At 53.9% G+C, this 25,936-nt stretch carries 25 protein-coding genes and 2 riboswitches; of the genes, 4 read left to right on the plus strand and 21 right to left on the minus strand.

The genetic code is table 11. The features are described 5' to 3' along the window. Nucleotides 1-4 precede the first annotated feature (4 nt). Nucleotides 5-1,108 carry a FecCD family ABC transporter permease gene (locus tag TAMC210_RS11195; protein ID WP_173298889.1) on the minus strand — a complete coding sequence of 368 codons (1,104 nt, stop codon included), beginning with the start codon at nucleotides 1,106-1,108 and terminating at the stop codon, nucleotides 5-7. Nucleotides 1,109-1,158: 50 nt separating this feature from the next. Continuing rightward, nucleotides 1,159-2,148 (minus strand): ABC transporter substrate-binding protein, encoded by a 990-nt coding sequence (locus tag TAMC210_RS11200; RefSeq protein WP_173298890.1) that lies wholly within the window; start codon nucleotides 2,146-2,148, stop codon nucleotides 1,159-1,161. 148 nt (nucleotides 2,149-2,296) lie between these two features. Then, a riboswitch (cobalamin riboswitch) is annotated at nucleotides 2,297-2,493 on the minus strand. 401 nt (nucleotides 2,494-2,894) lie between these two features. Between TAMC210_RS11200 and TAMC210_RS11205 the strand changes: the two genes are divergently transcribed. The 4 genes from TAMC210_RS11205 to TAMC210_RS11220 all read left to right on the plus strand — a co-directional run bounded on the left by TAMC210_RS11205 (nucleotide 2,895) and on the right by TAMC210_RS11220 (nucleotide 7,488). Further along, nucleotides 2,895-4,247 (plus strand): MFS transporter, encoded by a 1,353-nt coding sequence (locus tag TAMC210_RS11205; RefSeq protein WP_173298891.1) that lies wholly within the window; start codon nucleotides 2,895-2,897, stop codon nucleotides 4,245-4,247. A 128-nt stretch (nucleotides 4,248-4,375) separates the two neighbouring features. Then, nucleotides 4,376-5,161 carry an SPL family radical SAM protein gene (locus TAMC210_RS11210; protein ID WP_173298892.1) on the plus strand — a complete coding sequence of 262 codons (786 nt, stop codon included), beginning with the start codon at nucleotides 4,376-4,378 and terminating at the stop codon, nucleotides 5,159-5,161. Nucleotides 5,162-5,317: 156 nt separating this feature from the next. Further along, nucleotides 5,318-5,453: riboswitch (molybdenum cofactor riboswitch) on the plus strand. Nucleotides 5,454-5,686: 233 nt separating this feature from the next. Next, nucleotides 5,687-6,724 (plus strand): ABC transporter substrate-binding protein, encoded by a 1,038-nt coding sequence (locus tag TAMC210_RS11215; RefSeq protein WP_173298893.1) that lies wholly within the window; start codon nucleotides 5,687-5,689, stop codon nucleotides 6,722-6,724. A 62-nt stretch (nucleotides 6,725-6,786) separates the two neighbouring features. After that, a complete protein-coding gene (locus tag TAMC210_RS11220) occupies nucleotides 6,787-7,488 on the plus strand; it encodes an ABC transporter permease (RefSeq protein ID WP_217267364.1) in 702 nt (233 codons plus the stop codon). A gap of 349 nt (nucleotides 7,489-7,837) precedes the next feature. On the opposite strand, the gene TAMC210_RS11225 is transcribed toward TAMC210_RS11220, so the two are convergent. From TAMC210_RS11225 to TAMC210_RS14005, 19 genes are all read right to left on the minus strand, one after another. Further along, nucleotides 7,838-8,548: a DNA-methyltransferase gene (locus TAMC210_RS11225; protein ID WP_373996454.1), complete on the minus strand. Its 711-nt coding sequence runs from the start codon at nucleotides 8,546-8,548 to the stop codon at nucleotides 7,838-7,840. A gap of 101 nt (nucleotides 8,549-8,649) precedes the next feature. Then, nucleotides 8,650-10,545, minus strand: a complete 1,896-nt coding sequence (locus TAMC210_RS11230) for an aldehyde ferredoxin oxidoreductase family protein (RefSeq protein WP_173298896.1) — start codon at nucleotides 10,543-10,545, stop codon at nucleotides 8,650-8,652. A gap of 22 nt (nucleotides 10,546-10,567) precedes the next feature. After that, nucleotides 10,568-10,795, minus strand: a complete 228-nt coding sequence (thiS, locus tag TAMC210_RS11235; RefSeq protein WP_256366498.1) for a sulfur carrier protein ThiS — start codon at nucleotides 10,793-10,795, stop codon at nucleotides 10,568-10,570. A 76-nt stretch (nucleotides 10,796-10,871) separates the two neighbouring features. Further along, a complete protein-coding gene (locus TAMC210_RS11240; protein WP_173298898.1) occupies nucleotides 10,872-12,125 on the minus strand; it encodes an NAD(P)/FAD-dependent oxidoreductase in 1,254 nt (417 codons plus the stop codon). A gap of 7 nt (nucleotides 12,126-12,132) precedes the next feature. Beyond that, a complete protein-coding gene (locus TAMC210_RS11245) occupies nucleotides 12,133-14,079 on the minus strand; it encodes an aldehyde ferredoxin oxidoreductase family protein (RefSeq protein ID WP_173298899.1) in 1,947 nt (648 codons plus the stop codon). Then, entirely contained in the window at nucleotides 14,072-14,560 is a 489-nt protein-coding gene (locus tag TAMC210_RS14000; RefSeq protein WP_173299223.1) for a 4Fe-4S dicluster domain-containing protein, read from the minus strand. Before TAMC210_RS14000 ends, TAMC210_RS11245 begins: the two co-directional genes overlap by 8 nt. A 35-nt stretch (nucleotides 14,561-14,595) precedes the next feature. Continuing rightward, the gene (locus tag TAMC210_RS11255; protein ID WP_173298900.1) at nucleotides 14,596-14,904 is read right to left on the minus strand and encodes a MoaD/ThiS family protein; all 309 of its coding nucleotides are present in this window, start codon (nucleotides 14,902-14,904) and stop codon (nucleotides 14,596-14,598) included. A gap of 53 nt (nucleotides 14,905-14,957) precedes the next feature. After that, the gene (locus TAMC210_RS11260; RefSeq protein ID WP_173298901.1) at nucleotides 14,958-15,692 is read right to left on the minus strand and encodes a GntR family transcriptional regulator; all 735 of its coding nucleotides are present in this window, start codon (nucleotides 15,690-15,692) and stop codon (nucleotides 14,958-14,960) included. A 332-nt stretch (nucleotides 15,693-16,024) separates the two neighbouring features. Next, on the minus strand, nucleotides 16,025-16,717 hold the full coding sequence (locus tag TAMC210_RS11265; protein WP_217267366.1) for a L,D-transpeptidase: 693 nt from the start codon (nucleotides 16,715-16,717) through the stop codon (nucleotides 16,025-16,027). A gap of 156 nt (nucleotides 16,718-16,873) precedes the next feature. Then, nucleotides 16,874-17,569, minus strand: a complete 696-nt coding sequence (locus TAMC210_RS11270) for a hypothetical protein (protein WP_173298902.1) — start codon at nucleotides 17,567-17,569, stop codon at nucleotides 16,874-16,876. A gap of 111 nt (nucleotides 17,570-17,680) precedes the next feature. Continuing rightward, complete coding sequence (locus TAMC210_RS11275; protein WP_173298903.1) at nucleotides 17,681-18,373, minus strand: TrkA C-terminal domain-containing protein; 693 nt, start codon at nucleotides 18,371-18,373, stop codon at nucleotides 17,681-17,683. A gap of 146 nt (nucleotides 18,374-18,519) precedes the next feature. Continuing rightward, the gene (locus TAMC210_RS11280; protein ID WP_308791921.1) at nucleotides 18,520-19,995 is read right to left on the minus strand and encodes an asparagine synthase-related protein; all 1,476 of its coding nucleotides are present in this window, start codon (nucleotides 19,993-19,995) and stop codon (nucleotides 18,520-18,522) included. Between the two features lie 73 nt (nucleotides 19,996-20,068). Continuing rightward, entirely contained in the window at nucleotides 20,069-21,010 is a 942-nt protein-coding gene (locus TAMC210_RS11285) for a glycine betaine ABC transporter substrate-binding protein (RefSeq protein WP_217267367.1), read from the minus strand. A 153-nt stretch (nucleotides 21,011-21,163) separates the two neighbouring features. Further along, complete coding sequence (locus TAMC210_RS11290; protein WP_173298906.1) at nucleotides 21,164-21,892, minus strand: ABC transporter permease; 729 nt, start codon at nucleotides 21,890-21,892, stop codon at nucleotides 21,164-21,166. Beyond that, a complete protein-coding gene (locus TAMC210_RS11295; protein WP_173298907.1) occupies nucleotides 21,882-22,994 on the minus strand; it encodes a betaine/proline/choline family ABC transporter ATP-binding protein in 1,113 nt (370 codons plus the stop codon). Before TAMC210_RS11295 ends, TAMC210_RS11290 begins: the two co-directional genes overlap by 11 nt. Nucleotides 22,995-23,033: 39 nt before the next feature. Further along, nucleotides 23,034-23,654, minus strand: coding sequence for an ABC transporter permease (locus TAMC210_RS11300; RefSeq protein WP_173298908.1), 621 nt, complete (start codon nucleotides 23,652-23,654; stop codon nucleotides 23,034-23,036). Nucleotides 23,655-23,828: 174 nt separating this feature from the next. Next, nucleotides 23,829-24,845 (minus strand): alpha-hydroxy-acid oxidizing protein, encoded by a 1,017-nt coding sequence (locus TAMC210_RS11305; RefSeq protein ID WP_173298909.1) that lies wholly within the window; start codon nucleotides 24,843-24,845, stop codon nucleotides 23,829-23,831. A gap of 298 nt (nucleotides 24,846-25,143) precedes the next feature. Beyond that, nucleotides 25,144-25,287 carry a hypothetical protein gene (locus tag TAMC210_RS11310; protein WP_173298910.1) on the minus strand — a complete coding sequence of 48 codons (144 nt, stop codon included), beginning with the start codon at nucleotides 25,285-25,287 and terminating at the stop codon, nucleotides 25,144-25,146. Between the two features lie 30 nt (nucleotides 25,288-25,317). Beyond that, on the minus strand, nucleotides 25,318-25,446 hold the full coding sequence (locus TAMC210_RS14005) for a transposase (RefSeq protein WP_273178071.1): 129 nt from the start codon (nucleotides 25,444-25,446) through the stop codon (nucleotides 25,318-25,320). Nucleotides 25,447-25,936 lie beyond the last annotated feature (490 nt).

A 25,936-nucleotide genomic window follows, 5' to 3' on the forward strand; every position in this document is an offset into this window, starting at 1 on the left:
TGCCCTAACTAAAGAACCTCATTTTCCTCCGATTGCGGAGGACGTAGATAAAGAAGGGACCTCCTGCCAGGGCCGTTATCAATCCCACGGGAAGCTCCGTAGGAGCCAAGACTGTTCTGGCCAGGGCGTCGGCGGCCACCAGGAGCGTGGCGCCCGCCAGGGCCGAAGCCGGGACCAGGAAACGGTGGTCAGGCCCGGCCATCAGCCGAACGGCATGGGGAACGATCAGCCCTACGAACCCGATCACGCCGCTGGTAGAAACGGCGGTGGCCGTTAAAAGGGTGGCCCCCGTCAGGAGAAGTTTTTTCGCCCGCTCGACTTCAACGCCCAGGTGGCCGGCCGTCTCTTCGCCTAAGAGGAGAAGATTTAGTTCACGGGCATGGAAGGCGACCACACCCGTCCCCAGGATGAAATAGGGAACTGCCACCCGGACGTAGGACCAATTAGAGCCGCTGAACCCCCCCATTAGCCAGAAAACAACCTGGTGCAGCCGTTCACCGGAGAAGTATACCAATAAGGAAACAATGGCCGACAGAAAAGAACCTACGGCGATCCCCGCCAAGAGCAGGGTAAAAATGGAAACGACATTCCCCGTTCTGGCCAGGTGGTAAACGAGGACCACGGTAGCCAGAGCCGCGGCGAAGGCCAGTACGGGCACGGAGCCTACCCCTAGAAGCCGGAAATCCAGGGCCAGTAACATGGCTACTGTAGCTCCCAGGGAAGCACCCGAAGAAACCCCAATAACGTACGGATCGGCCATAGGGTTACGAAACAATGCCTGAAAAGTGGCACCCGCAACTCCCAGGGATGCCCCTACCAGGGCGGCCAACACGACCCGCGGCAGCCGAAGCTCGATGATGATGGCCTTGTTCACCGGGTCATGGGCAAGACCAGAGCCGGAAATCATCCCCAGCGTTCTCAATAAGTCCGTCAGCGGGATGTGGACCGCTCCCACCCGAACGGCTACCATCATGGTGGTGAGCAACAGCACAAGAAGCAGTAAGATGAGGATCCTGGCCTTCCATCTCTTGTGCTCCAGTACCGTGAATGGTGTATCGGGTATTCCGGAGGAGGCCTCAGGACGAGTCGCGAGTTTAATTATTTCCATCCCCCATAATCCTCTCAGCGCTCTTTATGAGTTTCTCCTGGCCGCTCCCTTCACGACGACGGCTCGGCCGGCTCCTCGAACAGTTCCGGGTGGATTATTTTGGCCAGCACCTCCAGGGCCTCAACTATCCGCGGACCCGGACGGGAGATAATGTTGGCGTCCACGCCGAAAACGCGGTTATTCTTGATGGCCCTGACCTGCTGCCACCCATTCCGCGACTTCACCTGTTCAACCGTAAGGGATTCACTGCCGTGCCACTGGGGGAAAATAATCACTTCTGGATTCCGCTCTATGATGGCTTCGACACTGAATTCTGGGTAGTCGGCCTGGGCGTCATAAGCTATATTCCGACCGCCGGCCAGTTCTATTAACTGGCCGATAAGGGTCTGGGGTCCGGCAGTCATAAGGGGGTCCGAGTAGACTTCATAGTAGACCCACGGCCTCTTCTCCCGGGGTATCTCCTTTACCACGGCCTCAACCTTTTGCATTCTGCCCCTTAAATCGGCCACCAACCTGGCGGCGCCCTCGCCCGCGCCGGTCATCTTGCCTATCCATTCGATGCTTTCCAGGACGCCTTCTACCGTTTTAGGAGATACGACGGCAACAGGTATCCCCACTTCCTCCAGCCGCCTTACGGCCTGCTCGTGCATATTGGTGGCCAAGACCAGATCCGGCTGTAGCGCCACGATTTTTTCCACATTGGGGTTAGAAAAACCGCCTACTTTGGGCACTTCCGCGGCCTTTGGCGGATAATCGCTGTAGTCGTCAACTCCTACTACCTTGTCCCCCAAACCCAGGGCGAAAAGAATCTCCGTGTTGCCAGGGGAGAGGGACACCAACCTCTCCGGCCTCGACTCCAGGGTGACTGTTCTACCCATGTCGTCGGCGACAGTCAGGGGATACTCCTCACCACCGGCCGCCGGAGAATTCCTCACCTGTGTCGCTTTTCGGTCGGCACAACCGAATAAAAAGAACCCCAACGCCAGCACTATTATGACCGCCGAAACAACCCGCAACTTTCTCCGTCGTCTTAAGTACACCTCATCATCTCCTCCCGAACATCAAGACGCCGCTTACTTGGAGAGGTCTAGCCGCCATCCCGGAAACAAAAAACCCGGCTACGACGGACCGGGGTATCGTTTCCTCTGCCATTAAGTATAGCGTGGCCCCCTTTCCCCCGAAGGTTGACACCACACCCCCGGACGGGCAGGTCTCCTGACTCCCGGATCATCGCCCCACGGCGCCTTCCCGTTCCCTCACGGTGCTTTTTGAAAGGAGAACAGTGGCTCCTGCCGCAGGCTTCCCGGTCACAGTGGCGGGACCGTTCAGGATTCTCACCTGATTCCCTATTAAGTCTCTTGGACACCCGTCCGCAGAACTAGCTTGTCAGCAGTATTATAACTTATAATCGCTTAAAGGTCGAGGGGGAAATTCGTCTGAGTTATCCCCACTTTTTGCAGGGCAGGCCTGCTTGGGCTTGGAAGCGAGCGACTAAACCTGAGCGGTAGCCAAACTTAGCGAGGCGAAAGGCGGAGGCAGGCCCGAGGCCATGGATGGCCGAGGCCGGCAACTGAGACAGGAGGTCGAATTTGCCGGGAAGCCTGCCGGAGCCTTGAGCCAAGCGCTAGTTTGGCCCGCGAGGGTTTTTGGAGCGAGCGAAAGTCAAGCAGGCCTAGAAGCAAAACTGGGGATGCGCCAGGGAAATTCGTACCCCAGCAACTAGGAGACGCCTGCAACTGGTGATATAATTAAACTGCGACCGGTAAAAATTAAGGGGGATGACCTGATGAGCATAGCTGCGAGGCTCGAGCGCCTCCCCCTCAGCTCCTTTCATTATAAATTGCTCCTTATATGCGGCCTTGGCTGGCTGTTCGATGCCATGGATGTGGGGCTGATATCATTTGTCCTGCCGGCCATAGCTCAAGATTGGCAGCTAGACGCCGCGCAGCTGGGCGCCCTGGGAAGCATCGGTATGGCGGGCCTGGGACTGGGAGCCGTCCTCGGCGGGATCCTGGGTGATTTGTGGGGACGGAAACGGGTATTTACGTGTACTCTAGTAGTGTACGGTGTGGCTACCTTTCTGGCAGGATTGTCCACTAACTATGCCGTGTTAATGTTTACCAGGTTTGTTATCGGATTAGGTTTGGGAGCCGAAATACCTGTGGCCTTCACTTTGGCCAGCGAATTCTCACCGGCCGCACACCGGGGCCGCATGACGGTCCTTCTCGAAAGTTTTTGGGCCTTGGGTTGGATAGCGGCAGCGCTGGTCGGCTACCTCGCGGTTCCTTCCTGGGGGTGGCGAGCAGCCTTTTTCATCGGGGCCCTGCCGGCCCTTTATGCTGCCGTATTGAGGCGCGCCTTGCCCGAATCACCGTCGTATTTGGAAAAGGTCGGGCGCACTTTTGAGGCCGAGGCCATCGTCAGCAACGTAGAAAAGGCCTGCGGGATTTCGCCCGGTCCTGCCGCGGCCAATCTACCCTCACCTAACGGAGCGGGAGTAAACCGCCACGTAACCCGAGCCAAACTCTCTGACCTGTGGTCCCCGCGGTATCTCCGACGAACCCTGTGCCTGTGGATCCTGTGGTTTGGTATTAATGTGGCCTACTACGGGATTGTGACTTGGCTGCCCACCCTCATGGTGGGCAAAGGCTTCACCATCATCAAGAGCTTTGAGTATGTCCTGCTCATGACCATGGCCCAAATACCGGGATATTTCAGCGCCGCCTACCTGGTAGAAGTGATAGGCCGCAAGGCTACTCTAAGCGTATATCTCCTCATGAGCGGGTTAGGTGCCTATATGTTTGCCCAATCGGCTACGGTACATCAAGTAATACTATGGGGTTCCGTGATTTACTTCTTTATGCTCGGTTCCTGGGGGGTACTCTACGCCTACACCCCCGAAATGTATCCTGCCGCCGTGCGGGCCACCGGGTCGGGCTGGGCGTCCTTCTGTGGTCGTATAGGGGCGGTCCTCGCTCCCTACGCCGTCGGCGCGGTACTTTCTTCCCTGGGACAGGCCACCGCCTACCCGGTAATTTTTGCCCTGATAGCTGCCGTTTGCCTCGTAACTTCCCTGGCCATGATTATACTGGGCATTGAAACGAAAGGCAAAACCTGGGAAGAATTGGCCCGGCTTTAGCTGGGCAGACCTATGTAAATAGATTCGTTGTGGCGCCCTCCAGGGGTAAAGGAAAAGGCGATTGCCGGTTGCCAATCCCGCCGACAGAGTAAAACCTTAGGCTTTTGCGGAAATGGAGACCGCCGGCCATGCTTAAATTATATGAAACCTCATGTCAGAGCGCCCTGAACCGCTCCCGCATCCCCGGCATGGACTACTGCCTTAACCCCTATACCGGCTGCAGCCACGGATGCATTTATTGCTACGCCAGCTGCATGACGCGCTTCTGTGGCGGCCGGGAAAAATGGGGCTCCTTCGTAGGCGTCAAGAGGAACTTTGTCGAGGTCTTGGCCCGCCAGCTGCGCCGGCCCAAGACGGGGAGCGTCATGCTGGCCAGCGTTACCGACGCATACCAGCCCATCGAGAAAAAGTACGGCCTGACGCGAAGTTGTTTGGAACTACTAACCCGAAGCAGGCTGCAGGTATCCATCCTCACCAAGTCCGACCTGGTCATTAGGGATATAGACCTCTTGAGGACCATGCCCTCCGCCGAAGTAGGCTTTACCATTACCACTTTGAATGACCGACTGGCCGGGCTACTGGAGCCCGGTGCCTCCCCTCCTTCCCGGCGCCTCAAAGCCCTGGAAAAGCTCGCCGGGTCCGGCATCAAAACCTGGGTTTTTGTTGCTCCGGTGATACCCGGGCTGACGGATGTTCCTGAAAACTTGGCCTCCCTAATAAAGGCGGCCCGGGCGGCAGGTGCCCTGGAGGTGGACTTCGATCCGCTTAACTTTTATCCTTCAGCCGTGGCCGGCATTAGGCACCTTATGGCTCGGTACTGGCCCGGCAGTAGGACTGCTTTTGAGCATGCCTGCCGCGACCCGGCGGCTTACCGGCAGCGGCTGCGGGCTCTAATCAGGCAACTCAATAAATAACCGCCGCCGGCGCCGGTTCTGGCCCCCTGCTCCTTGCCTGCGGGAAGCCCGGACCAACCGCGTTGGTAAATTATGGATGTACCATATCCAAAGGAAATTCGGCGGTTAAAGGGTGGATGTCGGCAGGAATTTTTGAACATATGTAGAAATAAACTCGACAAGAAGCCTCTCCGAGCCGGTTAACCTAAAGGGCAACCCATGGTTAGTCGGCCTGGGTTTTCCAAGCCCACGGGGTATATCTGGAAACGGGTATGCCTTCCGAGGTTTGAAAAGGAGGTGGCTCAGTTAGGGTTATTTTGGGTGTCTTCTTACTAGCCCCACCTCCTAGCGGTGGGGCATTATTTTTGGGGCCCAAACCCGCGGGCCGGAGGCGGGTAACATGTGCCCTCTCGGGCGGGCCAAGCCGGGTCGCAGGCCTTTCCCTGATCCGCAGGTTAAAGTTGTTATGCTCTAGACCCGCTCCGGCCATTGTCGACCTTAACAGTCAAAGCCTCGACTCATTTCAAAAGGGGGAGGAAAATCCTTATGGGAAACTTTTTTAGGACCAAAAGTATACTGGCTATCGGGGTGCTTGTGGTCTTACTGCTGGTCTCTGGGGGTTGCGGCCGCCTAGGCCCAGCGGAAACGGAAAAGAAACAGGAAGAAGCTACAGAAGTTACAGTGGCCGTAGAATATACCGACCATGCGGCCGGGTTTTACGTGGCTCAGGAGAAGGGTTGGTTTGAAGAAGCCGGTCTTAAAGTCCGCAGTTGCAACGTGTACGCCACCGGTACGGCCTTGGCCGCAGCCCTTACCAAAGGAGATATCGATGTAGCCTATATCTGTCTGGTTCCTGCGCTGACCGCTTATGCTCACGGCGGCGTATCCTTAAGAATCGTAGCCGGTACGCACAAAAACGGCTATGCACTGGTTTCGAACCAGGCTCGAGTACGGGAAATAGAGGGCCTGGAAAAAGAAGGAATTAAAATAGCTAATATGCAGCCGGGTTCGACCACCGATTTGCTTTTTGTTTTTCTTCTGAGGCAGAAGGGGTTAAATGAAGCCAAAATACTAGGCCGTACCGCCCGCATGAACCCGTCCAAGCAACTCTTAGCCTTGCAGACAGGCCAGGTAGACGCCATTTTTGTCCCCGAACACTTTGCGACCATGGCCGGCAGTCTACCGGGCATGGGGGTGCTGGCCACAAGTCAAGAGATCTGGCCGGACATGCAGGGTAGCGTGCTCGTGGTCACCGAGAGGCTGCTTAAAAAGGACCCCCAGGCGGTAGAAAAGCTTAAAGCCGTAAATGCTCGCGCTCTCGATTATATCAACCGGCATCCGGAAGAGGCTGCCAACATAGTAGCCGCTCGCCTGAACGAATACCAGTCGGTGGTGAAGAACGAAATGGCTACCCCCGAAGCTTCCCTGGAGGTGACGCCGGAAATAGTACGTCAATCCATGGCCAACCTGCGTTATACCCCGGACCTGGAACCGGGGGAAATCCAGAAGGTAATTGACCTAATGGAGTCCCTAGGCTATCTGAATACTCCGGTACGGGCAGAAGACCTTTGGCCTAAATCATGAACTGGGGAATGGTGAGCAAGATGCAATCATGGCCTAAGGCCTTAAACGGGTTGCCTTTGATATTGGTCGCCATAGCCTGGGAAGCAGGCGGGCGTCTGGCCGACACCCCCCTTGTTCCCCCTTTGAGCAGCGTATTGAGGGCTTTAGGACAGATGCTTTTGCAAGGTATACTGGTTGAGAACCTGGCCTTTTCCTTAACTCGGGTGGCATTGGGGTTTTTGGCAGGGAGTATTGTGGGGTTGTCCATGGGCATTTTGATGGGTTGGAGTGAATTTGCCTATAGATTCTTTAGCCCGCTGTTCAGCCTCCTGTATCCTATTCCGACCCTGGGCTGGATGCCCCTCCTCATGCTCTGGGTTGGTTTAAACGAAACGCTGCCGGTGACCATAATTTTCATCTGCACCTTCATCCCCGTCCTGTACAACACCACAACCGGTATAAAGTCGGTAGACAGGCAGTATATCATCGCCGCCCGGACCCTGGGAGCCCCGCCTCTCATGGTGCTGCGCAGAGTCGTGCTCCCCATGGCCCTGCCTCAAATCTTTACCGGCCTCCGTTTGGAAGCCGGGATGGCCTGGCGCACAGTAGCAGTCGCCGAGATGATAGCCATTCCTACCGGCATAGGTGCCCTGCTGATAAAGGCGGAAAGCCTTATTCGGGTGGACATAATCATGGCCTGCCTCCTCGTCATCGCCTGCATCAGCCTGGGTTGTGAAAAAATGTTCTGTTGGCTGGAAAACAAATTTACGTCAGGGTGGAGGTAAAGCCGAACGCGAACCCCGGCTCTACCGCCCGCAGTCCCGAAACCACGGCCACGCCCTAGTTAAACCTAGGCCGGTCAGGCGCATTGTAGTGCTGGGGGCTATTATATTTATATTATCAGGCGACGATCCACCTCAAGCCTGGCGCTGTTTCTGGCAGCCAGTGCGCCGCGTAGCCTCCAACTCGAAGACACCGGGGGTTCCTGTGAAGTAAAAAAGGCAGCCTTTGAAGGCTGCCGATGTCGTGAGAAATTGCGGCCATTCCATGAGCCAAACCTCCTCCCCGGCAGTATCCCCTGCCGGGGCAGGTAGCCCGGCAGACCGGCTATTCCGGGAGGGCATTGAAGACCACCTAATCCCGTGCAGGCGGCGTACCGTAAACCAGGTCGGCCCCCAGAAACTTGCGGCCCGCAAGCTTGCACGCTTCCAGCACGGAATAACTACCGGCTGCCGGGTCCAGCACCACATCCCCCGGGTTGGTCACCGCCTCTATCAGGCGCTTCTGTAAGCCTACCGGCTTGCAGTGGGGATGCGCGCCGACCACCCTTTCTTCCCACACGTCGGGAATATCATGAACCGCCCAAATACCTTTAGCCCGAATAGGCCTCTTCTGAATGACCACCAGGTACTCGCACTGCCTTCGCGTCCGATACCCCATTCCCATCTTCTGCTTATTCCATACGATCATATCCACTACCTGCAAGTCCCGGGGAAGCCAACCGGAAACTCCCTCACAAAGGTGGAACTTATCTACCCAGAGAAACAGGTGGCCGCTGGGAATGAGGACCCTGCTTATCTCCTGGATAAATTCCCTTATAGTTTCCTCGCTCATCTGGGGCAGCATAGAACGCCGCATACCCCTGCTTACGCCTTCGTTGCCGTAGGCCAACTTGTCGAGCACGCCCCGGTACTGCGGATCAAGGAAGACACAGGGAACTGAACTGTCGTGAACGGCCCTTAAAAGTTCCCTGCCGTCGCACCGGTTCCGATAGTCATACCTGTAACTCTTGTCGCGCAAACCGTCAGTAAACGTTTCTGTACGCCTCGCGTTGGAAAAAACCAGAGACACCTGACCGTCACCCTCCATGGCAAAAGAGCCGGGGCGCGCGCATCCCCGTCAGCCTTCAACCCTTTTAATTTCAGCGGCAACCCGTATAGATACTGTTAATCATTTCTAGGCAGATCCTTGATCAGGTCCTCTAGACCAAGTTCTTTCAGGCGGGCCGGGGTGGGAATGCCTTCTTTGGTCCACCCGCCCAGGGTGTAGTATTCGTCCAGCATGGTATCGAGGTCAACGGTCAGGCCTTGGTAAAGGAGTTCTGCCTCCTGGGGAGAAACCCTTTCAATATCTTCAGGGTGAACGTATACATCTAAGGGTTCCTTTAAAAAGCGCGGCGGGAGGTAATCGTCTTTGCGGCCCAAACCGTGACGCACATTATACATCCGCTCCAGATTTACTATCCGCTGTCCGGCCAGTAAAATCTCTTCATCTTTAATAGGTATCCCTAAGGCCCGCAATCCCTTCGCCAGATCATAGGGAGACAAGGCATAAGTTTCGGTGAAACTAAATTTGCATATTCCTAAGGCATCCGCCAGGGCATTACAAGCCTCGGTAAAGCGGACCATGTGGGCCTTGAACTTCTCAGAAGTTACCTGCATGAGTTCGGGCCCGCACTCAGGCAACCACTCCTCGGCTACATCTGTTTTTCCGGCCAAATCAATAATGGGCAAAGCATAAAGATGATCTGCTCCCCGATTACCAGTAGCATGGGCCAACCCGAAGGCTTTTAAAACCCGGCCTTCTTGGCGCGGGACCTCTACTCCCTTAACATGCAGCGCAAAATCACGGCTTGAACTCCCGAGCTTCATGCTAGCCCCTTTAACTCCCTCGGCAAGAAGCTCTCCCAGCCCTTCGCGGTAAGCTATATCCCTAATGAGTCCCAGGATAGTTTCCGGGTCCCCCCAGGCCAGGCTATATTTTTCCGCCTGCAGCAGCCCTTTTTCCCTGGCTTCCATGGCAAAAGAAATAACCATACCGGTGGAAATAGTATCCAACCCCAGTTCGTTACATAATTTATTAGCATGGATGACCACTTCTATATTGTCATTCCACAAGTTGGAACCCAAGGCATTGGTGGTCTCGTACTCAGGCCCTTCCGCTTCCGGGGTCTTGAAGGGGCCTTCTGGAACACAAGTTATGCGTGAACATCTAATGGGGCAGGCAAAACAGCCCTGGGTGCGGACTGTGTAACGGGCTACAGCTTGAGCATCAATATTTTTACCGCCCGGGAACTGTCCCCAGCGGTGGTTCTTGGAAGGCATGTCGCCTATTTTGTTTTTCGAAGCAATCAGCACCACCGTGCCCCATTGGCGGTACGCCCGGCTACCGGGATGTTCGCGTACCCGGGCCATGGCCTCCCGCGCCGTGGCCACAAATGCAGGAGGAAAGGAAAGTTTCTGAGAGCCTTTTACCACCAAAGCCTTTAAGTTTTTGGAACCCATGACCGCCCCCATGCCGGTGCGGGCGGCAGCCCGGGCATAATCGTTAATAACGGCCGCAAAGTATACCAGATTTTCCCCGGCGGGCCCTATGGAAGCCACCCGGCTTCCCGGATATCTCTGGCGAAGGATAGTTTCAGTTTCGGCGGTGGTTTTTCCCCACAGCTCCCCGGCCGGCAGGATGTCGATCTGCCCATCCAGGAGGGACAAGTATACCGGTTCAGACGCCTTACCGGTAATAACTACCAGATCATAGCCTGCTTTTCTCAATTCAGGACCGAAGAAGCCCGAACTGTTGCCATAACCATAGGCTCCCGTGGCCGGGGATTTGGCGGTGACAGTATAGCGAGCCCCACACGGCCAAGGAGTACCCGTAAAAGGGCCCACCGAAAAGATCAAAAGATTGCGGGGATCAAAGGGAGAAATGTCCGGACCTACGTGGTCATAAAGGATCCTCGCCGCTATCCCCCGGCTTCCCAAATACTTGCCAGTATATTCCTGGGGAACTTCTTCTACCCGGATTTGCCGGGTGGTAAGGTCTACCCATGCCATTTTTCCCATTATCCCAATCCCCTTCCTAAAATTAGCCTCCCACTACGGCGTTGAAAATCTCCACCCTGTCCCCGTCTTCTACCAGAGTCCTATCCCATTCTTCCTGCGGAACCCGCCTGCCGTTTAAACTTAAGCCTAACACATTGGCTAAGGTGGGGTCCTGCAAGAAAGGAAATTGAGAGGACAGAAGTTTAAGCAATGAAGAAATGCTTTGCGGGGAGGGGATATCCAGCTTATATTTACCAGTCTTAAACAACACCTGCCATGAACCGAAAAAAGAAACTTCTACCCCACTAAGGTAGCCCTCCCTTTATGACCTCTTAAATATAAACCCTTTAAGCCTCTCGGCACCAGGGGGCCACCTGGAGCCGGTAGGCGCTGAAATTATAGATTTTCCTCCCCAGCTCCCGCCGCAGGAAATGGGCCGGCTTTTGTTCGGCTATTAACCACCGGTAATGTCCTATGCTCCTTATATCCCCTACTATCACGGCTCCCACCAAGAATTCCTCGCGGAAAACCAGCTTGTGGTAATAACCCTCACGGTTTACCACCACCTCCTCCTCGTCCCCGTCCAGCGGCCGGACACGGCCCACCGATGCGGCCTGAAGGCCCAAAAAGGAAGCGGCGTTTACCCTCGTCCCCGGGCGGCAGGCTACGCGCTGCCCCGCCATGTTAAGACCTGCAGCCTCACCCTGAAATACGGCATTGGGCCACATGGCGTTAACACTGCCCTGCTGCCGGACGGGATCGTAAGCTTCGGCCACATCCCCGGCTGCATAAATCCCCTCCCGGCTGGTCTCTTGATAGGGGTTCACTACTATCCCCTGGTTCACGTGCAGACCAGCTCCTTGAGCCAGCTCAAGGTTAGGACGTACACCTTTAGCTACTATGGCCAGCCTTGCAGCTATCTCTTGCCCGTCCTCTAAGTAAACGGCCTCTAATTCTCCTTCACCCTCATAAGCCCTAAGATCACAACCCAGCCTTATCGTTACGCCGGCGTCTGCCATACGTCTTTGGATAATGCCGGCCGCTCTTTCATCCAGCATCTGGGAAAGAACTTGGGGCGATTTAACTATTAGAGTTGCTTCCCCTCCCCGCCCTATTAGCGCCTCAGTAACCTTAAGACTCACCAGGCCACCGCCTACAACAACTACCGGCAACCCCGGCGTATCTTCGATCCTTTTCGCTACTTCTAAGGCGTCGGCCAAAGTTCGCATACCGGTAATCCCCCGCAAACCGCTACCCGGCACGGAAGGCAGTTGGGGCGAAGCCCCCGTAGCTAAGAGCAGGCGATCAAAGGTAAGCACAGCCCCCTTTTCTAAATAAGCCTCGTGGTTTGCCGGATCTATCTGCACCACCTTTTGCCCCAAAACAGCCTTGATCTGAAACTCCTCGTAAAAGCCCGGCGGCCGCATTAATATGTTTTCTGGCCTCGCCTTGCCGGCCAAGACATTGGTGATAAAAATCCTGGAATAAGCCGGATAAGGCTCGTCGGAGACGATGGTGATCTCTCCCTTAGTGTCTATCTTCCGGATGGCTTCGGCCGCCGTCACCCCTGCCGCACTGTTGCCGATAATAAGGTACCGCATTCCTAACTCACTCACTTCGATCCGGCTTCATGTCTTCCCGGGAATAAATCAACTTTTCGCGTCCGATCCGGTCTACAGCATCCTTGAGGTCCAATTCCTCCAGTTTCTTGATAGTCGGGTATCCAGTACGGGGATCCCAATTCCGCAGGTAATAATACTCCTCAAGCATAGGCTCCAGCCTACACACCAATCCTTTAGCCGCCGCAGAGGGGTTGGGCTCTTCCAGAAATCTACGGGGTAAAGTATCGTCTTTGCGGCTGATGCCGCACAAAACATTGTAGCAGCGCTGGAGGTTGTATATCCTTTCCCCTATTTTCTTTAAACCCTGTACCTCTATCTCCAGCCCGGTAGCATAGCGGATGGCCCTGGCCATATCCTCCCAGTAAATCTCGGCCAGGACAAAAGTGCCTCCCGATTTGCAGTTTCCGGCGCTGTCTACCACTGCTGCAAAGTCTTCCCCATCCTTAACTAAAAACCCTTTATGTTTGATACTGCGCGGGTCTGCCATATCCGGTAAGTATTCCTTACCATACCGGCGCTCCGCTTCGGCAGGATAACCGGTCTCGTCAATAGTGGGAAAACCCTTGAGGTGGTCGGCCCCGCGGTTGGAGGTAACATGGGCCAGGCCCATGGACTGCTGAGCCCTTCCGTCCTGGGCTGCTATCTCCTGGCCCTTCACATGCATGGCATAGTATTCTGCGCCGCGGCCTATCTTCTCGGCAGCCCTCTTTACTCCTTCGGCCAGGAGGTCCCCAAAGCCCTGGCGGTAAGCTATCATGTTAAGGAGCTTAAAAACCGTTTCCATATTGCCCCAGGAAAGATCCATCCCCTCTACTTCGCCGTGGCTCAGTATCCCCTTTTCCCATAACTCCATAGCAAAGGAAATAGCCCGGCTGGCCGATATTACGTCCAGGCCCAATCTATCCGCCATATCGTTGGCCTTAAGGATCGAAGCAAGGTCCCGGTTTAATATATTAGCGCCGAAGCCGTTCAGGGTCTCGTATTCTACACTCCGGCAGGCAAGCCCCCGATACTCTCCTTCTTTTATCTTAAAAAGCTTGTCGCAGGCCACCGGACAGGCGTAGCAGGCCAGGTGCTTCACAAAATGTTTTTTATGCAGAGACTCGGCATTTATGTCATCGGCCCACTCATAGGCCCCGTACTGGAAGTTTTTCGTGGGAAAGCGCCCTATCATGTTCATTATAGACACAATACCCGGGGTGCCGTATTTAGAAACAGCCGGATACACATCATTAGCCCGCAGCCGACGGTGAAACTCTAAAGCCAGGTCGTGAAATTTGTCCGGTTCGGCAATGGCTATACCTTTAGTCCCCCGGACGGCCACGGCTTTGAGGTTTTTAGAGCCCATAACCGCACCCATGCCGCTTCTGCCCAAAGAGCGCTGGGGAGTAACCTGGATGCAGGCGTAGCGCACCATATTCTCCCCGGCCGGACCGATACAGGCCACCTTAACATCCGGGTCCTTCAGCTCATCGCGGAGGATTTCTTCCGTTTCTATGGTGTCCTTGCCCCACAGGTGGGTGGCATCCCGCAATTCCACCAGTTCATCTTCTATATACAGGTATACCGGCTGCGGTGCCCGGCCCCGGAAAACTAACATGTCATAGCCGGCAAATTTTAGCTCTGGGCCAAAGAACCCCCCGGCATTAGAATCTCCGTACATATTAGTCAAGGGAGATTTGGCAATCGCCTCTATCCGGCCGCTGTTAGGGATGAGGGTACCCACTAAAGGCCCCGTGGCAAAGATAAGGAGGTTCACCGGAGAAAGGGGATCTGCCTCCGGAGGCACTTCATCCCATAAGAAACGAATGCCGAAGCCGTTGCCTCCCAGATATTTTTCGGCCAGGCTTTCGGCCAAAGGGATTTTATCTATCTTCTGCCGGTTAAGGTCTACCCGCAGTATATTCCCGGTGTACCCCCGATACTTAAACATGTGTTTCTACCCCCCAGTTTTGAAGCAGGTGAAGCATATTTTGTGTAACCCGACGCCTTTTGGCCAGGACGACTTCAGGCCCCTTCACTAATTTAAGGGCTCCCGGGGCGCACACCTTGACGCATTCAGGATCCCCACCGCACAAATCGCACTTAAATGCCCGGCCCCTATGGGGATCAAAGGCTACTCCGCCCAGAGGGCAGGAGGCCACGCACATCTTACACCCCATGCACTTATTTGCATCTATCTCCCAAGCTCGTGTATGGGCATTGCGCTTTATGGCCTGGACCGGACATACCTCGGCACATATGGCTTTCTCACACTGCTGGCAAGTGAAGGGTATATATAGGGCCTCCCTTTCGTATTTTAAGACCGAAATACAAGATTTGGTGGGCCATATGGCTTTCTCCCGTCGAAAAGAACAAAAAGCCTCACATAGGCTGCAACCCGTACAAAGCTCCGGATTAACATCTAAGTACACGGGCTCCTCCCCCCTCTTCTGTGTTTTTTAATCCTTTATCCTCCCGCTATCGCCGAAAGCAGAGCTATTTCCGCACCCGGTCCTATAAACTGCTGCCCCATCTCTTCTATATTCCCCTCCCCTCTGGTTAGGAGCTGCCCGTTAGCCAATATAAGCAAGCTAGGGTTCACCTTCCGTGGTTCCCGAAACAGCAGTTTACCCATTTCTTTCCCGTATCTTTGTATCAGAAGCTCCAGCAGCTCAGCCAAAGTTAGGCCCTCTTTCCCTTCCGGCAAGGGAAACCTCTCCGTGGTCTTTCCCGTTACCTCGGAAACCAGGTTATAGTATTTTAAGGTTATTTCCATCCACTGCCTCCTTTCCTTCTTCTTCTTCTTGCCTACTTTCCCGGTCACTTATCCTATCCCAGGGCTACCACCATTGCCAAGGAGGTTATCCCGGGGTTAAAGTATACACTGGCATAGCACGCCGGTTGGTCTTCTAAAGTCAGCCACTTTTCCTGCCACCACAATAGGGGTGTCTGCCCGTCGAGCTGAAAAATTTCCGCGGCGGGAGGATAAATCCGGGACTTCATCCGGATGATCATCTTCACCAGCTCTCCCTCACAGTAGTGCTCATAGAACTCCTTCAAAGTAGGGTGGGCCTCCCCTCCGGAAGGTAATTCCTTAAAGCGGTTACGGGGAATCTCGATCTCGGCCAGGATGGCCGGCCGCCCGTCCTGGTAATAGAGGCGATCAAATCTAACAACTTCTTCTCCCTCTCCCAAGGCCAAGTACTTCCGGGCCTCCGCGGTTCCCGCAGTGAACGCCAGGTTCCTGTGCACCACCCGGGCCTCCTTGCCCTCCGCCCTTAAAAGCTCCAAAAAGTCGGTGCTTATATCCAGGCGGGCAGACAGATTCGCGATGGTAGGGTGGCAAAAATTCCCCTTCCCCTGCCTCTTAGTAATCACTCCCAGCTGAACTAACGAATATAACGCCTCCCTTACCGTAGCCCTGCTGACCCCCATCCTGCGCGCCAGCTCTTCTTCTGCCGGTAATCGGTTGCCGGGGAACTTCCTTTCTTTAATCATATTAAAGAGTATCTCCGCCGCCTGACTGCGGAGGGTGCTGCGGTCAAGCTTCACGTTTAAACTCATAAGCCGTCCTCCATCTACTTGTACGTACGTCTATCAACGTCGTTTATGGATATATTCTACCTGAAGGTTAATTTTCCTTCAAAACCCGCCGGAAAATTTATTAGGGGTTTACACGAAAGACTTCTTACGTGATATTTTATTGTTAAATTCACATAACTCTTAAAATACTAACCCGCATTTCTGTCCCGGTGGACTCCTCCTCTACATTTTTCTTTCAGCAATGTTGATTGGCAACTTGCCAAGATAGAATGACTTCTCGACAGCCAAGGTGAACCTCTCCCGCCGAGAAGCCGGGCCCTAGGCAACCATACCATCTGACAAGCAAGAAGCTTCTAATGTATATAGACCGGCGCTCCCTGGGGGATATGGTCGTAGATCCACTTCGCGTTTTCGGTGGCCAACCTCACACAGCCGTGGGAGGCCGGGGTTCCCAGCCGGGCCGCCTCTGCTTCAATAATGTTCTGCTGCCGGTCCATGGGTACACTATGAAAGAGGTAAACACCCCAATCCTTAAAGGATACCCACCACCGGCCGCCTTGCTGGTACTTTTCACTGAAAAACCACTCCCCCCGGTTCTGGATAGCAAAAACCCCCGTAGGAGTAGGCTTGTCCGGGGTACCGGTGGAAGCGGGCCAGTCCTTGATTAAGTCCCCATCGTGGTAAATACGGACTCTTTGCTCTGCTATAATTACTTCAATCCAGTAACCCCGTGATGGGGGGACAAATACCTGGGAGGTACTACTTTTACTCGCCTGTGGGTTGGTGCTTTCACTTCCCGCCGGGTAGTTACCCCCGCCTGAGCCTGCCGCCGGCTGGATGACCTCACTTTCGTTTTGGGAGGCCGTAGTCCCCGGCTCCTGTTCCGCGTCGGCCACGTCTTTCTCCTGTTCTTCCCCGTGTTGTGCTCCCTGTTGCGCTACCTGCGCCCCGGCAATTTCGCGGCTTCCATTTCCCGCGACGGTAACTAAAATGATGCCCAAAAATATCGCCAGGATGCCCAACGAAAAAGTTATCACCTTGCGCACTATCGTTTCCCCCGAACTTCCGGCTCGGCATTTATTGTCTTTCTATGCAGTTATTCGCCGGATTTCGGGATTTCCCTGCAAAGCCGCAATAGGACCATAAAAAAACCCCATTCCAGGCTTGACTGCCTGAGTGGGGCCCAATCCGTTTACCCTTCCCTAATCCATATAAAAGGAGTGGGTAAGCTTTATAAGTTCCACCTTGTCTTCGTCTTTCAGTGTTTCATTTACATAAGTACCGTCATCCTTGTTGAAATCAAAGATTAAGTAGGCGCCGTCTTCAACCTCAAACCATCCCTGCAGAGTACCTGACCCATGCCTGCTCTGCGGCTCCTTGTACAGGGTCCGGTATTTTGCCAGGACATCCTTGGCGCTGTCCCCCACTTTGGCCCCCAGGTTGGTTGCAAAAGAGGGGCTGTAGGCCACTATATCCAGAACTTTCCGGGTATCTTTCCCTATTACGATTTCTATTCCCGCATCATACTTCCATATGTATTGCCCCTCACCGTAATAACCTTCCTCTTCTACAACGATTTGTTGGTATCTGCTGCCCAAAATCCTCAGGACGTCCTCCGGGGTATCCCATAAATGGATACCTGCTATATTGGTCCTGGTATCGGCTTTATTTTCCTGCCCGGCAGGCGGACTGTGGACCGGCGTATCGGGACTCGAACCTGGATTCTCATTTGCATGGCCCCCAGGCTCCAGGCTCTCACTAAGGGAACCTTCCTGCGCCGTTTCCGTGTTCGCTGGAAGGGTGCTGCCCTTCACCTTCTCCCCCTCCCCGCGACCGCAGCCGGTAAACATTAGAGACACCACGACCATAAGCATCAGCAAAAGAATTCTCGGCCTCACCAGCACCAACTCCTTAAAATAATTTACATATCCCCTCGCAACCAGTTTAGCCCCCAGGCCCAGCCCACGAAAAGGCACCCCTTCCCTTGAGCAAGGTCAGGGGTGCCTGGGTTAGTTCACACAAGTATCTGTCCCACCCGGGTCAAAAAAAGAGCCGAAACCCTTATCTTCCACCAGTGTGCCGGCCACATAGGAAGATACCCTTTCTTTAACCTCGTCGGGTGCTACAATAATCAACAGATCCCCCGCGCAAATCGGAGTCTCGGCCCCAGGGGAAAATATAATTCGGTTATCCCGCTGTATTCCCACCACTGTTGCCCCGGTGCGTGCCCTAAACTCCGAACTGGCTAAAGTCTTGCCCACCAGGGGAGAAGTGCTGGGGATGGAGATTTCGTGAATTTTTTGCAGGCGCATACTGGCTCTAAAGGTATAATCCAGCAGCTCCTCCAGCAAGCGGTTGATCTCTGTTTCCAATTTGCTCTTTTCCCGCAAAAGGACGGATAACCTCTCCTGGATCTCCTGGAGGGCATGGTGTTCTCCAACCCGGGCCAGGTAGGCTTTGGCTGCTTCCCTGGACTTTACAACTACTCCAACGCCGGCTATAACCTGGACTACGCCCATTTCTTCCAGCAACGATACAGCCCGGCGGATGGTTTCCGGCGACACGCTGTACCTTCCGGCTAAAGAGGACCGGCCCAGTACTTTTTCCCCTTCTTTGTATTCCCCCCTGGCAATACGGGCTGCCAAATCGCTAGCAATGGCTACGTAACGCGCAGAAGATGTCCAGCCTTGCCCCTGTTCCATAACCCTTGTCTCCTTTTCTTGGTGCAAGCATATTTCTTCCAAACATGGCTAACCACAATTATACTCTATTATCTACAAAACACAACGTTTAACAGAGCAGACCGGACAAAATCTCTTCGCCCACACCACCCGGCGGGAACTAACCGTTACCATGGAGTCCAGCGTCCTACCAACCGGTCCAGCTCGGGCTGGGGATAAAACTCTTTAAAGATGCGATAATAATAAAGTTCTTCCTTGGAATGGAGGGTAACTCCCGAAGTGACCCGGCCCTCGGCAGCAAACTCCTCGTCGGATATCTTACCGGCGGCCATCTCGGCCATTAACTCCGCCGACCCAGCGCCTTGGCTGAATTCGTCTTTGCGCCGGTCAACTATCTCTGGAGGTAACTCGGCCCTGAAGGCCTCCCGCAAAATCCACTTTTCTACCCCATCCCGGCTGATCTTCCATTCCACCGGCAAAGAAGCTGCCAGCTCTACCACCTTATAGTCCATAAAAGGTAAAATACTGGTTAGGCCATAGGCCGACGTCATGCGGTCCGCCCGCTGCAGTCCCATAGTGTGGGCGCTTTCCAGCAATCTTTTCATTTCTTGCTGCTGCTCCTGTCGGGTTTTGTTCTTTAAATAATGATAACCGCCAAAGAGTTCATCACCGCCTTCTCCCATGAGCACATAATCCAGTCCGTGCTGCCTTGCCAAGCGGGCGGCCAGGTAATTGGGTACTGCACTTCGTACTAGGGACCAATCGAAGGACTCGAGGTGGTAAATTACCCTGGGAAGAACATCTTCTACTTCTTTCCTGCCGTAAACATACTCGTGATGCTCCAGCCCAAGATTCTGGGCCATCAACCTCGCATATTCCAGGTCCAAGCTTCCCTCGTAACCGACGGCAATGCTCCGGATATCCGCACCCAAGCTCCGGGCTACAGCGGCTACAATGCTGCTGTCGAGGCCACCGCTGAGTAAAATACCGACTTTGCCCTTGGCAGGCAAACATCTAGCTACGGCTTCTCTTAGAACATCACGCAGGCGGGAACAGGCTTCCTGCCAAGAAAACGGTGTAGCCGCATTTCCTTCTTCACCTTCTTCAGGGTTAAAACGTACCAGGCCTTCCCGCGGGTGAAAATAGTGGCCGGGAGGGAAAACTCCTATCCCCTCGCACCTGTTGATCAGAGCTTTTATCTCGGAGGCGAAGTATAAGGCCTGGCCTTTCCGCCCCCAATAAAGGGGCTTTATGCCGAACCGGTCCCTGGCCACAAGGAATTCCCGGGTCGGCAAATCCATACAAAGGGCGAACATCCCCCTTAACCGGCAGGAAAACCGGGGGCCCTCCCCTCGGTACAGGGTGAGAAGTTCCTGGGCCCTTAATCGGCGGTCAAAGGAACCCCCGTTATCACAACACGATAATAGTCCATCCAGCGCGATTATCGCGTCCCCTGCAGCATAAAAATTATCTTCTTCACCGCTATGACCAGTAGACGCATAACCTACTGCCCTCGGGGGAAATTCTGAATTCCCCACGCGCTGCCCGGCAGGTCCCCGGTGTTTTATGGCCGCTAACATTTCTAAAGCTCTACCCGCACCGCATTCTCCGTAAACTGCCACCAGCCCGCTCAAGGGAATCATCCTTCCTTCCCGTAAGTTATTCCTTTAAAAACCGGAGCCATTTCTCCCACCCGAGAATTACAAAAAAAAGGGGCTATCTATTTCTTCCTAATCTCTTTCCTTCGTTAATCACCCGCGCCAGGTCGCTAATGGTCTTAATGCCTAATGCTTCAGCGTCGGCCTTGCGCATCATGATGGTATAAGTGTTATCAAAGGGAGCGTAATCAAGCCAGACCAGGTGGTGCTTGGCAAGGTCTTCCTCCTTCACCCGGTTAAAACATTCTTCGGAATCCGTCAGGGGTTCCTCGTGCCCTAAGTGAACCAACCATGCCGTGCCGGTGTACTCCCAGTAAACATCAATCTCCCCGGTGGTCAGCGCTTTGCGTACAACTTCTGAACCGGCCAGGCCAGTGTTATCCACGGCTTCAAATCCTGCATCAGTAAGGACCTGCAGGGTCATGGCCCCAAGGATCAGCTGTTCAGTGAACTCCTTGGAGCCCACCACAATCTTACCTTTCGTGGGCGCCGGGGCCTCTTCCTTTATGAGGCCCTTCTCCAATAGCCACTGCCTCGCCACCTCTTTGGGGTCCTTGTTTTCTACATCCACCTGGGCGTTCAGGTTTATCATGGTCTCGGTATCAAGGAGGGGGCTAATCTTACCCAAAATTTCTTCCAGTTCCGGGTAGCGATCTATAACCTCCTTGCGCAACACCGGCGCAGGGTTGTACACGGGGAAAAATTTCTTGTCGTCCTCCAGGTTAACCAGATTAAAGGCAGCTATGCGTCCGTCAGTGGCAAACCCCATGGCCGCAGCTACTTGACCATCTTTTAATGCGCCATAGGTAACACCCAAATCCATAATCTTAATGTCGTCAAATTCAAAGCCGTAAATTTTAAGTAACTCGGGTAGACCGTCGGGCCGAACCGAGAACTCGTGATCAGTAGCAAAACTCCACTTGTCAATGGACCCCGGGGCCTGCTGCCCCTGCCCCCCGCTGCATCCGGACAATGTTCCGAGTACAAGCAATAGGGCCATTAGCCATATTATTCCATATCTTGACATTAGTCGTCTCATTAATAATTACCCCCCTTAAAGATCGGTACTTCCGAAGCATTCCCCATGCCGGCGTGCTGGCGCCGAAGGACCAAGGATCTGCTTTATGGGTAAAGAGAAATAGCTCCGGCCCCCTTACGTGGAAGCCCTAACCTTATCTTCCACCATACCCAGGAGATGATCACAAAGCATGGCCAGAAGGGCACTTAAAATACAACCCGTCAGCAGTAACTGAAGTCTGCGTACCACAATTCCGGTTACTATAAGGTGCCCAAACCCACCGGCTCCAATGAAGGTAGCCAGCGTGGCCGTTCCCACATTTACGACTACTGCCGTGCGGATACCAGCCATAATAATAGGGAAGGCCAAAGGTAGCTCAATGCGGAGCAGGACACGCCAGGGACGCATACCCATCCCCACGGCGGCCTCCCGAACTCCTTCCGGTACACTCATGATGCCGGCGTACGTATTGCGCAGGATGGGCAAAAGGGAGTAGAGCCAGAGGGCAAAGAGGGCTGTGTTAAATCCCAGACCCAACACGGTAAAGGACAGAGCGATAACCGCAATACTGGGAATTGTTTGCCCTATATTCACCAGGTTCTCCAGGACCAGGCCCAGAAGGCGCAGCCGAGGCCGGCTAATAAGGATACCAAGGGGCAACGCCGTAGCCGTCGCCAGAAGGGAAGATATGACAACCATGCTTACGTGCTGTACAGCCAGGACGGCGAGGTGATCATAGGTGAGCACACGGGCGGCCATGGCGCTCCCAGGATTTTCCACAAAGTACACGGCTGCAGCAACACAGCCCCCTACGAACAGCAGGGGTGGCAACAACTTTCGAACCCAAGACAGCTTAAGACCCATTTTCCTTCATCAACTCCAAGAGATAGCCAAAGGTAATGACTCCTTGAAATTCCTTATTCCGGTTTAAAACTACTACATAACGCTCGCCGTAATTTAACATCGTGGAAAGGGCGTCGTAAAGGGTTGCATCCTCATCGGCCACGCTTTCCAGCGGATTTATGAGGTCCTTGAGGGCAGCCTGCCTGTTCTGGCGCAACAGTTCCTCCCTGTTGACAACCCCCTTGGGGCGGTTCAAGCCGTCCACTATAACGATTACCGGTAAGTTACCACCCTGTAGAATCTTTTTAGCTTCATCAAGGGAACAATTGGTTTGGGCCACGGGCACATCCTGCCGGGCCACATCCCCTGCTTTGACCAGGTGTAGCCTTTTCAGGGCACGATTGTGGCCGACCAGGGCTGCTACAAAGTCATCTGCCGGTGCGCTCAGGAGCCGGTCCGGCGTATCATACTGCACCAGCTCGCCAGCCCGCATAACAGCAATCCTGTCACCCATTTTTATAGCTTCGTCTATATCGTGGGTCACAAAGATGACAGTTTTATGCATTTTTTTTTGCAGGGAAAGAAATTCGTTCTGCAAGTGGGCCCTGGTAATGGGGTCTACCGCGCCGAAGGGCTCATCCATAAGCAATATGGGAGGATCGGCCGCCAATGCCCTGGCCACGCCTACCCGCTGTCGTTGCCCACCGCTTAAGTCCGCAGGTTTACGGTGCCGGTATACGGCAGGATCTAGCCCCACCAATTCCAGTAGCACGTCTACCCGCTGTTGTATTTTATCCGCCGCCCAACCCTTTTCCCTGGGCACAGTAGCAATATTCTCGGCAATGGTCATGTGAGGGAACAGCCCTATTTCCTGAATAACGTAGCCAATATCTTGACGCAATTTAATGGGGTCCACGGCGGTCACATCCTGGCCGTTCACATATATCTTCCCTTCAGTAGGCTCAATCAACCGGTTGATCATTTTCATAGTAGTAGTTTTACCGCAACCGGAAGGACCTACCAGTACACATATTTCTCCTTCCCCGACTTCCATACTCAAATTTTTTACCGCCGGAACTTTTTGACGGGGAAACACCTTAGTAACACCTTCAAGCCTGATCAATCCCGTCCTCCCTCCTTCAAGCCTCTGGGGCCGTCTCCTTTAGCGGCGGGCCCGGCTTTCCGCTCGTTTCAGTAAGCCGTCGGCAAGTACGGCTAATACAGAGACACAAAGGGCTCCCAGCAGAACAAGCTGCAGATTCCATTGGGAAATACCCCGGAAGATAAATTCACCTAACCCGCCGGCCCCAATATAAGAAGCGATTGCCGCAATCCCGACGATCATGACCACTGCGGTACGTATACCGGCCAGAATTACAGGCCAGGCCAGGGGAAGTTTTATGCGGCGTAAAATAGTAGTTTCCCTCATTCCCATGCCCTTCGCCGCCTCAATTATTGCCGGTTCGATTCCCTGGATACCTGCGTACGTGTTGCGCACAATGGGTAAAAGAGAGTAGAGGATTAGAGTGGCCACTCCCGTCTTGTAACCAATGCCAAACACCGGCAGTAAAAGGCCTAGCATGGCCAGACTGGGTATGGTCATAACGACCTGACAAAAGTACAGGACGGGGCCCGCCAGAAAGCGCCAATAAGTAATCATTACCCCCAGCGCCACCCCGACTATAACAGCAATACACACTGCCACAAGAACAATTAAGACATGTTCGCCCGTGGATTCCAGGATGTTATTCCACCGGCTGATGACTAATGACCAGAAACTCATGCCATCACCGTCTCCCCCAAAATAAAAAAGCCCTATAGTTATTCTATAGGAATTCGCACCGGGATGCAACAACTTATTGCATTTAATTAAGATGCCGGCAAATCGTTTGTGAGAGTACTTTAGATGAGAAACTTTAGCACGCCTTTATCGCCTTCGCCGGATTGCCGGCAAAGGTTATACGTTTTTGAGAATAGAACAATTTACATCTTGTAAAGTTCCGCACCCTGTTAACCGCATAGCTGCCTGCAATTCGCTGGCCATATCTAGAAGTTTTTTATGGACACCTTCAGCCCCACCTCCGCACGCAGCTATGCACAACGGACGGCCCACCAATACCGCCTCGGCCCCTAGAGCAAGCATTTTCAGGACATCCACCCCTGTACGTATGCCTCCATCGGCTAGAATGGCTATCTTCCCCTTAACTTTGCCGGCAATCCCCGGTAGGGCTTCAGCAGTCCCCAAAGTATGGTCCAGGGCGCGTCCCCCATGGTTGGAGACTACAATGGCTGCTGCCCCGCCCTCTACTGCCGCTTCGGCATCCGCTACCGTCATTATGCCCTTTAAAATTACCGGTAAAGAGGTAGCCCGCACAATTTCTCTTATATCCGCCACACTCTTGGGTTCAACCAGCTGACCCGCCCTCACCATATTGATAAACCCTGCTGCATCTACATCGATACCCACAGCCGTGGCTCCTGCTTCTTCCGCCTGCCGTATTAAGGCGATAATCTCTTTGTTCGCTCTCGGTTTAATAACGGGAATACCCCAACCCCCGGCTTCGCGTACGGCAATAAGGCCCGCCTTAAAAACCTCTGGGTCCGGCGCATCGCCCGTCATGGCTAGGGTCCCCGCCAGTTTGGCACCCTGGACCATAGCCCTAGCCAGGTCAGTCTCTTTCATGCGACCTCCAAAATTTACTTTAGTACCGGTCACCGGGGCAGCCAGTATGGGAAAGGGTAGACTGCAACCTAAAAATTTCAGACAAGTATCTTGCTCTTTTTTATCATGCAAAACTCTTAAATTTACTTTCCATCCCTTCAAAGCTTCGATATTGCGGCGGAAGGCCTCTCCCGTTCCTACGCCGCCCATGCCGGGCACACCAGTAGGGCAACGGCGTCCGTCGCATACGGGACAAACGCTGCAGATGCCTTTTAAAATCTCGAAGGCCTTCCGCTTAATCTTTTTTTCCATCTCTTCGTCGGGCACCCCCTTTAGGCCGCTCTTCTAAAATCGTAAAAACATTGGGCTTGAGCGCCACCCATGAAAAATCCCACCTATGAAAAACCGCAACCCTGATTTTAGGTGATTTAGGCTGCAGGAGAAGGTATTCCTGTAATCCTTTGCTCTTCTTCTACGAGAGACGTAATTTTTTGCGGTAGAGCAGCCCGGTCAACTTTACGATAACGCCCTTTTGTGCATGCGGCGTATCTTCTTCTGCCTTAAGTCTTCCTTAGAGGTAGCGATACCCCGTGTTCTTGGTCAGCAGGGCCTAGATGATGGTGAGTAGCTTCCTTGCCGCTGCTATGATAGCGATCTTATGGCCTTTGCGCTTCTTAAGCCTTAAGTAGAAGTCCCGCAGAGCACCGGGCCTAACCGCCGTCTGGGCAACCTGAATGAGGATCCAGCGCAGCATACTCCGACCAGCCTTGGTGATGTGTCCGGTTTACCTGATCTTGCCCGATTGGTGCACCGAAGGAACCAGACCGGAAAAACTAGCAAACTTCTTCGCCCCGGAAAAGCGCTTGATATCGCCTATCTCGGCCAGGATGGTCAAGGCGGCTATGGCGTCTATACCAGTAGGCCTAGAGGGATGTTCATCCCAGGTAGAACAGTAGCTCTTAGGTTCCGCTCTTTCTCAATGGTCGCAATTTCCGCCTCCAAGACTTCAAGGATTTTAAGGTTCGAGGTGAGGACTATTTTCTCTACCTCCGGAAGTTCCTCAAGCTCACTCCTGGAGGAACTTCCTGCCCTTTACTCCGAACAGGTCGCTTACCTGCCGACTTATGGCGTGCCTGGCCAGAACCGCGTGGATCCTATTCTTAATACCCTCTAGCCCACTTGGGCGAGTCGAGGGGCGGCCAAACAGTTTGTCGGGCTTTTGATTGCCAATAGCGCTCAACGACTGCCCTGCCTGCGCCCCGCCTTTGCTTTGATCCCCCAAGCCCTAATTGTTTAATCCGCCAGGGTTGCGGTTTTATCATGCCAACAGTTAAATTTCTCGCCACTTTCGTCGGGTTCCACTTCTTTTGCTTGCATGGTAGTATTTCCGGGAGGGCTAAGTG

Origin of the sequence: Thermanaeromonas sp. C210, from assembly GCF_013167955.1 — a bacterium.
Classification (GTDB): Bacteria; Bacillota; DSM-521; order Neomoorellales; family Neomoorellaceae; genus UBA12545.

Excerpts from the sequence above, each read along its gene's own strand:
- TAMC210_RS11210 (WP_173298892.1), top strand. The coding sequence starts at position 4,376 with ATGCTTAAATTATATGAAACCTCATGTCAGAGCGCCCTGAACCGCTCC.
- TAMC210_RS11205 (WP_173298891.1), top strand. The coding sequence starts at position 2,895 with ATGAGCATAGCTGCGAGGCTCGAGCGCCTCCCCCTCAGCTCCTTTCAT.
- TAMC210_RS11260 (WP_173298901.1), bottom strand. The coding sequence starts at position 15,692 with ATGAGTTTAAACGTGAAGCTTGACCGCAGCACCCTCCGCAGTCAGGCG.
- TAMC210_RS11300 (WP_173298908.1), bottom strand. The coding sequence starts at position 23,654 with ATGAGTTTCTGGTCATTAGTCATCAGCCGGTGGAATAACATCCTGGAA.
- TAMC210_RS11215 (WP_173298893.1), top strand. The coding sequence starts at position 5,687 with ATGGGAAACTTTTTTAGGACCAAAAGTATACTGGCTATCGGGGTGCTT.
- TAMC210_RS11280 (WP_308791921.1), bottom strand. The coding sequence starts at position 19,995 with ATGATTCCCTTGAGCGGGCTGGTGGCAGTTTACGGAGAATGCGGTGCG.
- TAMC210_RS11195 (WP_173298889.1), bottom strand. The coding sequence starts at position 1,108 with ATGGAAATAATTAAACTCGCGACTCGTCCTGAGGCCTCCTCCGGAATA.
- TAMC210_RS11305 (WP_173298909.1), bottom strand. The coding sequence starts at position 24,845 with ATGGAAAAAAAGATTAAGCGGAAGGCCTTCGAGATTTTAAAAGGCATC.
- TAMC210_RS11275 (WP_173298903.1), bottom strand. The coding sequence starts at position 18,373 with ATGGAACAGGGGCAAGGCTGGACATCTTCTGCGCGTTACGTAGCCATT.
- TAMC210_RS11240 (WP_173298898.1), bottom strand. The coding sequence starts at position 12,125 with ATGCGGTACCTTATTATCGGCAACAGTGCGGCAGGGGTGACGGCGGCC.
- TAMC210_RS11285 (WP_217267367.1), bottom strand. The coding sequence starts at position 21,010 with ATGGCCCTATTGCTTGTACTCGGAACATTGTCCGGATGCAGCGGGGGG.
- TAMC210_RS11245 (WP_173298899.1), bottom strand. The coding sequence starts at position 14,079 with ATGTTTAAGTATCGGGGGTACACCGGGAATATACTGCGGGTAGACCTT.
- TAMC210_RS11230 (WP_173298896.1), bottom strand. The coding sequence starts at position 10,545 with ATGGGAAAAATGGCATGGGTAGACCTTACCACCCGGCAAATCCGGGTA.
- TAMC210_RS11290 (WP_173298906.1), bottom strand. The coding sequence starts at position 21,892 with ATGGGTCTTAAGCTGTCTTGGGTTCGAAAGTTGTTGCCACCCCTGCTG.
- TAMC210_RS11255 (WP_173298900.1), bottom strand. The coding sequence starts at position 14,904 with ATGGAAATAACCTTAAAATACTATAACCTGGTTTCCGAGGTAACGGGA.
- TAMC210_RS11310 (WP_173298910.1), bottom strand. The coding sequence starts at position 25,287 with ATGCTGCGCTGGATCCTCATTCAGGTTGCCCAGACGGCGGTTAGGCCC.